This is a genomic window from Streptomyces sp. NBC_00667 (assembly GCF_036226825.1).
Lineage (GTDB): Bacteria > Actinomycetota > Actinomycetes > Streptomycetales > Streptomycetaceae > Streptomyces.
In genome coordinates, this window is record NZ_CP109022.1 from 4798511 (window position 1) to 4810428 (window position 11918).

Annotated in this window: 11 protein-coding genes; 7 read left to right on the plus strand and 4 right to left on the minus strand. The window is 72.1% G+C overall.

The window, feature by feature from the left end; genetic code table 11:
- Nucleotides 1-16 precede the first annotated feature (16 nt).
- Nucleotides 17-1648, plus strand: a complete 1632-nt coding sequence (gene pruA, locus OHA81_RS22340; protein WP_329198560.1) for an L-glutamate gamma-semialdehyde dehydrogenase — start codon at nt 17-19, stop codon at nt 1646-1648.
- 81 nt (nt 1649-1729) lie between these two features.
- Here the strand turns inward: pruA and OHA81_RS22345 are convergent, their stop codons facing one another.
- Nucleotides 1730-2653 (minus strand): quinone oxidoreductase family protein, encoded by a 924-nt coding sequence (locus OHA81_RS22345; protein ID WP_329198562.1) that lies wholly within the window; start codon nt 2651-2653, stop codon nt 1730-1732.
- Nucleotides 2654-2740: 87 nt separating this feature from the next.
- Between OHA81_RS22345 and OHA81_RS22350 the strand changes: the two genes are divergently transcribed.
- Nucleotides 2741-3208, plus strand: a complete 468-nt coding sequence (locus OHA81_RS22350; RefSeq protein ID WP_329198564.1) for a MarR family winged helix-turn-helix transcriptional regulator — start codon at nt 2741-2743, stop codon at nt 3206-3208.
- Between the two features lie 16 nt (nt 3209-3224).
- Here the strand turns inward: OHA81_RS22350 and OHA81_RS22355 are convergent, their stop codons facing one another.
- Entirely contained in the window at nt 3225-3926 is a 702-nt protein-coding gene (locus OHA81_RS22355) for a nitroreductase family protein (protein WP_329198566.1), read from the minus strand.
- A gap of 76 nt (nt 3927-4002) precedes the next feature.
- Here OHA81_RS22355 and OHA81_RS22360 point away from each other — a divergent pair, with 76 nt between their 5' ends.
- Complete coding sequence (locus OHA81_RS22360) at nt 4003-4548, plus strand: GNAT family N-acetyltransferase (protein ID WP_329198568.1); 546 nt, start codon at nt 4003-4005, stop codon at nt 4546-4548.
- Nucleotides 4549-4616: 68 nt separating this feature from the next.
- On the opposite strand, the gene OHA81_RS22365 is transcribed toward OHA81_RS22360, so the two are convergent.
- Together OHA81_RS22365 and OHA81_RS22370 are read right to left on the minus strand one after the other, a co-directional pair.
- Nucleotides 4617-6644 carry a phosphocholine-specific phospholipase C gene (locus tag OHA81_RS22365; protein WP_329198569.1) on the minus strand — a complete coding sequence of 676 codons (2028 nt, stop codon included), beginning with the start codon at nt 6642-6644 and terminating at the stop codon, nt 4617-4619.
- Between the two features lie 119 nt (nt 6645-6763).
- On the minus strand, nt 6764-7777 hold the full coding sequence (locus OHA81_RS22370; protein ID WP_329198571.1) for an NADP-dependent oxidoreductase: 1014 nt from the start codon (nt 7775-7777) through the stop codon (nt 6764-6766).
- A gap of 101 nt (nt 7778-7878) precedes the next feature.
- Between OHA81_RS22370 and OHA81_RS22375 the strand changes: the two genes are divergently transcribed.
- From OHA81_RS22375 to OHA81_RS22390, 4 genes are all read left to right on the plus strand, one after another.
- Nucleotides 7879-8766 (plus strand): LysR family transcriptional regulator, encoded by an 888-nt coding sequence (locus OHA81_RS22375; RefSeq protein WP_329198573.1) that lies wholly within the window; start codon nt 7879-7881, stop codon nt 8764-8766.
- 278 nt (nt 8767-9044) lie between these two features.
- A complete protein-coding gene (locus tag OHA81_RS22380) occupies nt 9045-9176 on the plus strand; it encodes a hypothetical protein (protein ID WP_107417083.1) in 132 nt (43 codons plus the stop codon).
- Nucleotides 9177-9314: 138 nt separating this feature from the next.
- Nucleotides 9315-10355: a 3-isopropylmalate dehydrogenase gene (locus tag OHA81_RS22385; protein ID WP_329198578.1), complete on the plus strand. Its 1041-nt coding sequence runs from the start codon at nt 9315-9317 to the stop codon at nt 10353-10355.
- Nucleotides 10356-10586: 231 nt separating this feature from the next.
- Nucleotides 10587-11672 carry a branched-chain amino acid aminotransferase gene (locus tag OHA81_RS22390; protein ID WP_329198580.1) on the plus strand — a complete coding sequence of 362 codons (1086 nt, stop codon included), beginning with the start codon at nt 10587-10589 and terminating at the stop codon, nt 11670-11672.
- The last annotated feature ends 246 nt before the right edge of the window (nt 11673-11918 follow it).

Sequence of the window (11918 nt, forward strand, 5' to 3'; positions counted from 1 at the left end):
AGGAGTTACCAGCCCCATGGATGCTGTGACCCAGGTCCCCGCGCCGGTCAACGAGCCGGTCCACTCGTACGCCCCCGGCAGCCCGGAGCGCGCACGTCTCGAAATCCAGCTCAAGCAGCTGTCCGAGAACCCGGTCGACCTCCCCATGACGATCAACGGCGTCAAGCGGATGGGCGGCGGCGAGCGCTTCGACGTCGTGCAGCCGCACGACCACAAGTCGGTGCTCGGCACCTACGCCAACGCCACCGAGGCCGACGCCCAGGAGGCCGTCGACGCCGCCCTGGCCGCCGCCCCGGCCTGGCGCGCGATGTCCTTCGACGACCGCGCCGCGATCATCCTGCGCGCCGCCGACCTGCTGGCCGGTCCCTGGCGCGAGAAGCTGGCCGCGTCCACGATGCTCGGCCAGTCGAAGACCGCCCAGCAGGCCGAGATCGACACCCCCTGCGAGCTCGTCGACTTCTGGCGCTTCAACGTCCACTTCGCCCGCCAGATCCTGGCGGAGCAGCCGGCCGCGAACAGCGCCGGCGTGTGGAACCGCAGCGACCACCGCCCGCTCGAAGGCTTCGTCTACGCGATCACCCCGTTCAACTTCACGGCCATCGCCGGCAACCTGCCGACCGCCCCGGCCCTGATGGGCAACGTGGTCGTGTGGAAGCCGTCCCCGACGCAGACGCACTCCGCGGTCCTGCTGATGGAGCTCCTGGAGGCGGCCGGTCTGCCCAAGGGCGTCATCAACCTGGTGACCGGCGACGGCATCGCCGTCTCCGAGGTGGCCCTGAACCACCCCGAGCTGGCGGGCATCCACTTCACCGGCTCGACCAAGACCTTCCAGTACCTGTGGAAGACGGTCGGCAACAACATCGAGAAGTACCGCTCCTACCCGCGCCTGGTCGGCGAGACCGGCGGCAAGGACTTCGTCGTCGCGCACCCGTCCGCGGACCGCGACATCCTCAAGACGGCCCTGACCCGCGGCTCCTTCGAGTTCCAGGGCCAGAAGTGCTCGGCCTCCTCCCGCGCCTACATCCCGGCGTCGATCTGGAACGACGGCTTCAAGGAGGCCTTCGCGGCCGAGGTCGACGGCATCGCCATGGGTGACGTCCGCGACCTGACGAACTTCATCGGCGCCGTCATCGACGAGCGCTCGTTCGCCAAGAACAAGGCCGCCATCGACCGCGCCAAGGCCGACCCGACCTGCACCATCGTCGCGGGCGGCACGTACGACGACTCGGAGGGCTACTTCGTCCGCCCGACCGTCATCGCGTGCACGGACCCGGCGAACGAGGTCTTCACGACCGAGTACTTCGGCCCGATCCTGGCCGTCCACGTCTACGAGGACGAGCAGTTCGACGCGATGCTGGAGCAGATGGAGTCGGTGTCGGCGTACGCCCTGACCGGCGCCGTCATCGCGCAGGACCGCTACGCGGTGGCCGACGCGATGGACAAGCTCCGCTTCGCGGCGGGCAACTTCTACATCAACGACAAGTCGACCGGCGCCGTCGTCGGCCAGCAGCCCTTCGGCGGCGGCCGTGCCTCGGGTACGAACGACAAGGCCGGCGCGGCGTCGAACCTGCTGCGCTGGACCTCGACCCGCTCCATCAAGGAGACGCTGGTCCCGCCCACGGACTACGCGTACCCCCACATGGGCTGACGGCCCCCCGCTGAACCCCGCCCCCGTTCCGGTACCCCCAAGTCCGGATCGGGGGCGGTTTCCATGTCCGGGAGAGCGGGGTCACGGCACGAGCACCACCTTGCCGAGGTTGCGGCGCCGCTCGACCACCGTGTGCGCGCGGGCCGCCTCGGCCAGCGGGATCTCCTCGTGGACCGACGCGCGCAGGGTGCCCGCGTCCCGCATCTGCCACACCTCGCGCAGCCAGCGGGCGTACAGCGCCGGCTTGCCGAGGGCGATGGCCCGCATCTGGAAGCCGATCACCGACGCGCCGCGGACCAGCAGCTCGTACGCCTCCACCGTGCCGCCGCCGGAGCCGAAGGCCACCAGGCGGCCGCCGGGCGCGAGGGCGCGTACGGCGGGGGAGAGCAGGTCGCCTCCGACGCCGTCCAGGACGATGTCGTACGGGTCTCCCCAGTCGTCGTCCCGGTACAGCACGACCTCGTCGGCGCCGAGGGAGCGGACGAAGTCCCCCTTGGCGGGGTCGCTGACGGCGGCCACCACCCGCCCGGCGCCACCCGCCCTGGCGTACTGGAGCGCGAGCGTGCCGGTGGCGCTGGCCGCCGCCGTCACCAGGACCGACTCGCCGGGCTCCGGGCGGGCGGCCTCGTACGCCCCGCGCGCCACCAGGCCGCTGCGCACGAGGGCGATCGCCTCGACGGCGCTCGCGCCGTCGGGGACGCGTGAGGCCATGGCGGTGTGCAGGACGGCGAACTCCGCGTAGGCCTGGGCGAAGCAGAGTCCGGTGACGCGGTCGCCGACGGCGAAGCCCGTCACGCCGGCGCCGAGGGCCTCCACGGTGCCGGCGACCTCGCCGCCCAGCGGCATCGGCTCGCTGCTCTCGCGCACCTTGCGGACGGTGGGCAGGGTGACGCCGATCGCCTCCACGCGGACCAGCAGCTCGCCGGCCGACGGGCGGGGGACTTCGGCTTCCTCGCCGAACAGCACCTCGGGGCCGCCGTTGACCTCGTACCGGACACGCAGCACGGAACCTCCCTCGATCGATTTCGTTGGATGTCCCAACGGTAACGGAGATCGTGGGGATGTCCAACGGTTTCTCGATAGGCTGTGCCCATGAACCCCGCGCCCAAGACCTCAGCGCTCGCCCACATCCAGACCCTGCCGAGCTGGCTCGTCGGCCGGGTGGCCGCCCACGGGCGGGCCCTGGTCGCCGACGCGCTCGCCACGGAGGGGCTCAAGCTCGCGCACCACGCGGTACTCGCGGCGACGGACGAGTACGGCCCCCTCGCCCAGGCCGACCTGGGCCGCCGGCTCGCCATCGACCCCAAGGACCTCGTCGGCCTGCTCAACCACCTCCAGGGCGCGGGCCTCGTCCTGCGCACGCCGGATCCCGCCGACCGCCGCAAGAACGCCGTCAGCCTCACCCCGGCCGGTGCGGACACCCTGGCCCGCTGCACGGCCCTGGCGCAGGCGGCGAACGCCGAGTTCCTCGCGCCGCTGGAACCGGCGGAGCGGGACACCCTGCTGGCGCTGCTCGGCCGGCTCCACGAGGCCTCGTACCGGATCCACGACGCCCCATAGGGGCGGCCTGGGGCCCTCAGACCTCGACCAGGACCTGGTCCAGGGACTTGCGCACCAGGTCCGGGACCTCGCAGTCGTCCGCGGGGTAGCCGACCGGGATGACGGCGAAGGCCTTCTCGTTAGCCGGGCGGTCCAGGACCTGGGAGAGGAACCGCATCGGGCTCGGGGTGTGGACCAGCGCCGCAAGACCGCTGAGGTGGAGCGCTGACAGCAGCATGCCGACCGCGATGCCGACCGACTCGTCGACGTAGTAGTGCTTGTGTTTCGTGCCGTCCGGCCCCAGCCAGTAGCGCTGCTGGAAGACCACGACCAGGGCGGGGGCGTCAGTGAGGTGGGTCTTGACGGCGTCCGTGCCGATCGGGCGCAGCGCGGCGAGCCACTCCTCGCCGAGGCGGCCGTCGTAGGAGACCTGCTCCTCCCGCTCCGCCGCGGCGCGGATCTGCCGGCGGACGTCCGGGTCCTTGACCAGGACGAACGTCCACGGCTGCTGGTGCGCGCCGGAGGGGGCGGTCGCGGCGCAGGCGATGGCGTCCCGGACGGCCTGCTCCGGCACGGGGTCGGTGGAGAAGTGGCGTACGGTCCGCCGCTCGTCCATCCGCGCCCGCAACTGCGCGGCGCGCGCGAGGGATTCGGTGCTCGGCATCCGCTCGGGCCGGTAGGGGACGGGCCGGTAGGGATCGCCGTGGGTCGGGGTCCACTGCTGGGTCTCGGGAGCCATGCAGCGAGTGTGCGCGGGCGGCCGCGGGGAGGCCAGGGCCGTGCCGGTCGATCCCTGGCCGGGAGACACTGGTTCCATGACCGATACACGGACAGTCCTCGCGCACACCTCCCAACTGGCGCCCGGCGCGCTGGAGGAGGTCCGGGCGCTGCTGGACGCCGCGTTCGACGGGGACTTCGCCGACGAGGACTTCGAGCACGCGCTCGGCGGGATGCACGCCCTGGTGCACGAGGGCGGCGAACTCGTCGCGCACGGGAGCGTGGTCCAGCGGCGGGTGCTGCACCGGGGGCGGGCCCTGCGCACCGGGTACGTCGAGGCCGTGGCCGTCCGGGCGGACCGGCGGCGCAGCGGGATCGGGAGCGCCGTGATGGCCGGCCTGGAGGCGGTCATCGGACGGGCCTACGTGCTCGGCGCCCTCTCGGCGTCGCAGGACGGCGCCCGGCTCTACCTCGGCCGGGGCTGGTCGGTGTGGCCGGGACCGATCGGGGTGCTCGCCCCCGAGGGGGCGGTGCGGCTTCCCGACGAGGAGGGGTCCACGTACGTGTGGTCGCCGCCCGGCGGGGTCCGGCTGGACCCGGCCGGGCGGCTCGACTTCGACTGGCGCGACGGGGACGTCCTGTAGGCGGGACGCCCTCCGGGCGGGGCGCGCTCCGGCCGGCCCTGCTCCGGGCCGGCCGGCAGCGACCGCGGTCAGCCCGAGATGCTCGGCGCGCCCGTCTCGATGTGGCCCGTGTAGCGGCGCGACCAGGTGCCGTCGCAGTCCGCCAGGATCGTGAAGTCGTACCAGCCGTTGCTGTACGCGACCGCGTTGAAGTAGTCCTCGCGGGAGGAGTTCGCCGGGACGGTGTACGTCCACGGGCCGTCGGTGCGGTAGGCGTTCGAGCGGATCGTGAAGGTGACCGGCGCGGCCGAGGCGTTGGTCATCTTGAGGTAGAGCGCCGTCTTGCCCGTGCCGGGCTCCACCGCGTAGCGGGCCGCGACCTCAACCGACTTGCCGGCCTTCGACGCGTCGCCGATGAAGCGCCGCAGGAAGCGGTTGGGCCCGTACATCGAGATGTCGTACTTGCCGGAGCCGCTGCCGAGCCCGATGTTGAAGTAGTCCGTAGCCGTGGAGCCGGGGTCGACCGTGTACTGCCAGGCCGCCGTGTCCCGGTACTGGTGCGGGTGGATCGAGAAGTGCGCCGCCTGCTTCGCCTGCGCACCCTGGTTGGTCATCGAGAACCAGGCCAGGATCTTGCCCGCCGCCCCGAACTCGAAGCGGTCGAGGTTGCCGTTGACCTGGTACGGCAGGGCCCGCGCGGGACGGGTCCCGGCCTCCTGCGCCGGCAGGGCGTTGTCCTGCGGCGCGGGGTTGGGCAGCGGGCCGCAGGTCGACTGGCCGATGACCTTCGCCGTCGGGGGCAGCCCGGAGGGGACGCCGTAGACGGGGTGCGCGAAGTCGAACACCCCGGTCAGGTCGCCGGTGACCTTGCGGCGCCACGCGCTGATGTTGGGGCAGGTGGCAGGAGTGCCCAGGGCCGAGGTCCACGTCTCCATGAAGCGCAGGACGGAGGTGTGGTCGAAGACCTCGGAGCTGACCCAGCCGCCCCGGGTCCACGGGGACATCACGATCATCGGCACGCGGAAGCCGAGGCCGATGGGGGTGCCGTCGATGTACTCGCCGGGGGTGCCGGGCGGGGCGATCGGCGGCGCGACGTGGTCGAAGAAGCCGTCGTTCTCGTCGTAGTTGAGGAAGAGGACCGTGGAGTCGAAGACCTCCGGGTTCGCGGCGAGCGCCCGGTAGACCAGGTCGACGAAGTGCGCGCCGTCGCCGGGGGGCGCGTACGGGTGCTCCGAGAAGGCCTCGCTGGCCACGACCCAGGACACCTGGGGGAGGGTGCCGGCGACCACGTCGGCGCGGATCGCCGCCGCGATGTCATCGGGGGTGGAGCCGGTGACCTTGGGGACCGAGCCCATGCCCCGGTCCCACAGCGGGTTGCCGGGGGCCGCGTCCGTGAACTTCTTGAAGTAGGCCAGGCCGTTGTCGCCGTAGTTGTCCTGGGCGTTCTGGTAGACCTTCCAGCTCATCCCGGCCCGCTGGAGGGCTTCGGCGTACGTCTCCCAGGTGAGCCCGGACTCGTCGCCGCCGTCCTTGCTGCCCGCGTCGACCTTGCCGCTCCACAGGAAGGTGCGGTTGGGGCCGGTGGCGCTGAGGGTGGAGCAGAAGTAGGCGTCGCAGACCGTGTAGTTGTCGGCGAGCCCGTAGTGGAAGGGTATGTCGCCCCGGTCGAGGTAGCCGAGGGTGCGGGTGTTGCCGACGCCGAGGACCCAGTTGTCCATCCGGCCCTTGTTCCAGGCGGCGTGCTGCGAGGTCCAGCTGTGCGGGAGGTCGCCGTTGCACTGGGCGAGGGTCTCGCCGTCCACGCCGCCGGCGGCCGGGGTGGCGCTCAGCTTCCAGGGGTGCTGGCGCCCGCCCCAGTTGGACTGGTTGAAGGTGCCCCAGCCGCCCGGGATGTTGCCGGCCGCACGGTCGGCGAAGCCGCGGACACCCCTCAGCCTGCCGAAGTAGTGGTCGAAGCTGCGGTTCTCCTGCATGAGGATGACCACGTGCTTCACATCGGTGATCGTGCCGGTCGCGGCCGCCGCGGCTGCCGTCGTCGGCGTGACCGCGGGCAGGGCGGCCCCCGCCACCAGCCCGGCGCCGATACCCACGAAACCCCTGCGGCTGATCGGTGTCACTGGCTGCTCGCCTCCCACTCAAGTGCCCGGCTGGCACGTTGAGCGAAAGAGTGGCGGGCGCCGGGTCAAAGGTCTACATCCGTGCGGCAAGTAGTCGGTGAACTTCCGGGTGGCCGGAATCAGGTGTCGACGCGAACGAGCATCTTGCCCAGATTTTCCCCGCGGAGCAGGCCGAGGAAGGCGTCCACCGTGTGCTCGAATCCCTGGACGACCGTGGTATCCGTACCGATTCGCCCGTTGCGCAGGTGCGGGACCAGGAACTCCTCCAGTTCGTCCTGGAGATTGGTGTGATGGCGAACCAATACCCCTTCCAGCCGCAGCGACTTGTGCACGATCTCGAAGAGGTTGCGCGGCGCGGCGGGGGAGCGGTCGCCGTTGTACATCGAGATCCCGCCGACCCAGGCGATCCGCCCGAACTCGCGCAGCACGTCGATCGCCCCCGCGAGGTGGTCGCCGCCGACGTTGTCCACGTAGACGTCGATACCGCCGGGCGCGGCCTGCGCGAGCTGCTCGCCGACCGGGCCGTCGTGGTAGTCGAAGGCGGCGTCGAAGCCGAGCCGGCCGGTCAGGTGGGCGACCTTGGCGGCCGAGCCCGCGCTGCCGATGATCCGGCGGGCGCCGAGCAGGCGGGCGATGTGCCCGGTCGCCGTGCCCACCCCGCCCGCGGCGGCGGAGACGAAGAGGTCCTCGCCCTCGCGCAGGGCCGCCGTCCGGGTCAGGGCGGCGTACGCGGTCAGGCCGGTGCCGCCGAGGATGGAGAGGTACGCCTCGAGCGGGACGCCCTCGTGGCCGCGGAGTCTGCGGGTGCCGTCCGCGCCCAGGGCGACCAGGGCGTGGGTGCGCCAGCCCTGCCGGTGGAAGACGAGGTCGCCTTCGGCCAGCCCGGGGTCCCGGGAGGCGATGACCCGCCCGACCGCGCGCCCCTCCAGCGGGGCGTCCAGCTCGAAGCCGCCCTCGCCGCCGTCCATCAGCCCGCGGTGGTAAGGGTCCACGGAGAGCAGGAGGTTGTGGACCACGGCGGTCCCGGGAGCGGGGGAGGGGACCGGGGTGCGCACGTAGGCGAAGTCGGTGGCGAGGGGGAAGCCGCGGGGGCGGGTGATCTGGTGCACGGCGTAGCCGGTCTGCGTGGTCATGGCAGTGACCGTAGGAAGGAATCACGGGGCCGGGCAGGGGGTTGGGCTCATGGAAGCCGCACACCCATGAATCCCGCTCATAGAACGAGGTGAGAGCAGGCGTGGCCGAGCTCGCTCCGCAGGAACTGCGCATCCTGGTCGCCGTCGCCGAGACCGGCGGCTTCTCCGCCGCGGCCGCCGCGCTCGGCATCGGACAGTCGGCCGTCTCCCACTCGGTGCGCGGCAGTGAGGCCAAGGTCGGCGCGGTGCTGTTCGCGCGGGGGCGCGCAGGGGCGGTGCCCACCCCGGCGGGCGAGCGGGCCGTCGCCGTGGGCCGGCGCATCCTGCGCCTGTACGAGGTACTGGGCGCCGAAGCCCGGAGCGCCGGCCGGGCCCCGGACGGGGCGGCCGGGGCGGCCGGGGCGCTCGAGGGGGTGCTGCGCATCGCGGCGTTCCGCAGTGCGGCCCTGCACCTGCTGCCGCCCGTCCTGGAGCGCCTCACGGCCCGCCACCCGGGGCTGCGGCCCGAGGTCCGGGTCGTGCGCGAACTCGGCGCCGGCGCCGCCGGTGAGGTGCTGGCGGGCCGGGCCGACCTGGGCATAGCCACCCTCGGGGGCTCGGCGGAGCTGCCGTCCGGCCTCCTGAGCGGGTTGATCGCCGAGGAGGCGTACGCACTGGTCCATCCGGCGGGGCACCCCGACCCGAAGGCGCTGCCCCTGCTGGACTGGGACGAGAACTGCGGCTCCTCCACCCGCTCCTGGTGGGCGGCCCAGGACTGGATCCCGCGGGCCACCGTCAAGGCGGAGGACGACGGGATGGTGCTGACCATGGTCGGCCGGGGACTGGGGATGGCGATCCTGCCCGAGCTGTCCCTGCGCGAGGCCGGCGGGTCCGTCGAGATCGCGGACCTGGGGCCCGGGAGGCCCACGAGGCGGGTGGGATACGTCACCACCCCGGAATCAGCGTCCACGCTCGCTGTCATGGCTCTGATCAGGGAAATCCGCTCGTAAGCGGCTGAAAAGCGGAACCGGATCGGCGTCGCACCGGCGCTGTGTTCGAGTCATTCCCGTCTCAGATACTAGGAAGTCCGAGTAATTGCGGAGACAGACAGCGGCACCTGCCCTAGCTTTGTAGGAGCCGAACGTCTCGCCGATCCGGCGAATGGCGGTCGAGAGCGCGCCCTTGGCAGGCAACCCCTGCGGCGCACCGCTCCCCGCCTCTTCCGGCGCCTTGAAGGAACCCCTCATCCGTGGCCCCGCCACGCCGTGATCTCAAGGAGTCGATCACCATGACCCCCACCACCGCCGCGGTCCGCCGCGTCCGCCACTCCTCCACGGCCGACGCCGACCGCAAGAACGCCGCCGCCGCGCTCCAGCGGGCGCTCGACCGCCGCGACAACGGCGGCGCCACCGGACACTGAGCCACCTCGCGGGGCCGCCGTCACCCCCTCCGTCCCAGCCCCGCCGCCCGGGCCGCAACCCCGGGAGGCCCCGCAGCCACTGGTCCACATGGTGGACGGAAGATGTCTGAGGGCTGGGACAGGGAGTACGGTTCCGGCATGTCGACCAGCATCAATCTCGCAGTGATCCCCGGTGATGGCATCGGCCAGGAAGTCGTGGCTCAGGGCCTCAAGGTCCTTACCGCGGTCCTGCCCCAGGATGTGAAGCTGGAGACCAAGGAATACGACCTCGGCGCCCAGCGCTGGCACCGCACCGGCGAGACCCTCCCGGACGCGGAGCTCGAAAGCCTCAAGCACCACGACGCGATCCTGCTGGGCGCCATCGGCGACCCCTCGGTCCCCTCGGGGGTCCTCGAGCGCGGGCTGCTGCTGAAGCTCCGCTTCGCGTTCGACCACTTCATCAACCTGCGCCCGTCGAAGCTCTTCCCCAATACGGCCACCCCGCTGGCCGGCCGTCCGGAGATCGACTTCGTCGTGGTCCGCGAGGGCACCGAGGGCCCGTACACCGGCAACGGCGGCAGCCTGCGCACGGGGACGCCGGCCGAGGTGGCCACCGAGGTCAGCATCAACACCGCGTACGGCGTGGAGCGCGTCGTGCGTGACGCGTACGAGCGGGCGAACTCCCGCCCCCGCAAGAAGCTGACGCTGGTCCACAAGAACAACGTCCTCGTGTACGCGGGCCACATGTGGAAGAACATCTTCGACAAGGTCGGCCGGGAGTACCCCGAGGTCACCACCGACTACCTGCACGTCGACGCCGCGACGATCTTCTTCGTCACCCAGCCCGAGCGCTTCGACGTCATCGTCACGGACAACCTCTTCGGTGACATCCTCACCGACCTGGCCGCGGCCGTGACCGGCGGAATCGGCCTGGCCGCCTCCGGGAACATCAACCCGACCGGCGCCTTCCCGTCCATGTTCGAGCCCGTCCACGGCTCGGCCCCGGACATCGCCGGCACCGGCAAGGCCGACCCGACCGCGACGATCCTCTCCGTCGCCCTCCTGCTGCGCCACCTGGGCTACGAGGCCCAGGCCGTCCGCATCGAGGAAGCGGTCTCCGCCGACCTGGCCGAGCGCGACGGCACGTTCCGCTCCACCGACGTGATCGGCGACGCCCTCGCCGCGCGCGTAGCCGGCTGACCCGGCAGAGCTCCACACCCAGGAAGCCGCCGGGTCGCGATCACCGCACCCGGCGGCTTCTCCTGCGCGGCCCCGGGTGCCACCATCTCCCCTGGGCCGCATCACCCCGTTTCTCCGAGGACACCTCGCGCGCGATAATCGAACGCGAGGCCGCGGAATACGGGGAAGCTCGGACGTCCTAGTACGCGTGAGCGCGGTCCGCCATACACAAACGGTGAAGGACAAGCACTCATGACGACGCCCACCATCGAGCTGAAGCCCTCCTCGACCCCCCTGTCCGACGCGGAGCGCGAGGCGATCTTGGCCAGCCCCGGTTTCGGCCGCCACTTCACCGATCACATGGTGACGATCAAGTGGACCGAGGGCCGCGGCTGGCACGACGCCGAACTGGTCCCGTACGCGCCGCTGTCGATCGACCCGGCGAACATGACCCTGCACTACGCGCAGACCATCTTCGAGGGCCTCAAGGCCTACAAGCAGCCCGATGGCACCGTCGCCACGTTCCGCCCCGAGGCCAACGCCGAGCGCTTCCAGGCCTCCGCGCGCCGCATGGCGATGCCGGAACTTCCCGCCGACCTGTTCATCGCCGCCTGCGACGCCCTCATCGCGCAGGACCGCGCCTGGGTGCCGGACTCCGGCGAGGCCTCGCTGTACCTGCGGCCGTTCATGTTCGCGTCCGAGGTCGGCCTGGGGGTCCGTCCGGCCAACGAGTTCCTGTTCATGGTCATCGCCTCGCCGGCCGGCGCGTACTTCCCCGGTGGGGTCAAGCCCGTCTCCGTCTGGCTCTCGGAGGAGTACGTCCGCGCCGTCAAGGGCGGCACGGGCGCGGCGAAGACCGGCGGGAACTACGCGGCCTCCCTGGTCGCCCAGGCCCAGGCCGCCTCCCACGGCTGCGACCAGGTCGTGTGGCTCGACGCCGTCGAGCACCGCTGGATCGAGGAGATGGGCGGCATGAACCTGTACTTCGTGTACGGCGACCGCATCGTCACCCCCGAGCTCACCGGCTCGCTGCTCCCGGGCATCACCCGCGACTCCCTCCTCACCATCGCCCGCGACCTCGGCTACACCGCCGAGGAGGGCCGGATCAGCACCGAGGACTGGAAGCGCGACAACGAGAACGGCACCCTGACCGAGGTGTTCGCCTGCGGTACCGCCGCCGTGATCACCCCGGTCGGCTCGGTCAAGTCGGAGCGCGCCAACTGGACCCAGGGCACCGGCGAGCCGGGCGAGGTCACCATGAAGCTCCGCAAGGCGCTGCTGGACCTCCAGACCGGCCACACCGCCGACACCCACGGCTGGATGCACCCGCTCGGCTAGTCGGCACGACCGTGTGACGAGGGCCCCGGCCACAAGGCCGGGGCCCTCGTCGTACCCGCGGCCCCGTGCGACCGGGAGCGGGCCGGGGGCCGGCGGTGCGGGCGCGCGGCGGCCGGCGGGCCACCCGTACGGGCGTACCCGGGCGGGGCTCCCGGCCGGCCGCGGCCCGTGGTGCCGCGGCGGCCCCGGAGCCCTGCGTACGGGGCGGTGCGGCCCCTGCGCCACCGTCCCCGCTCGGGCGGGACG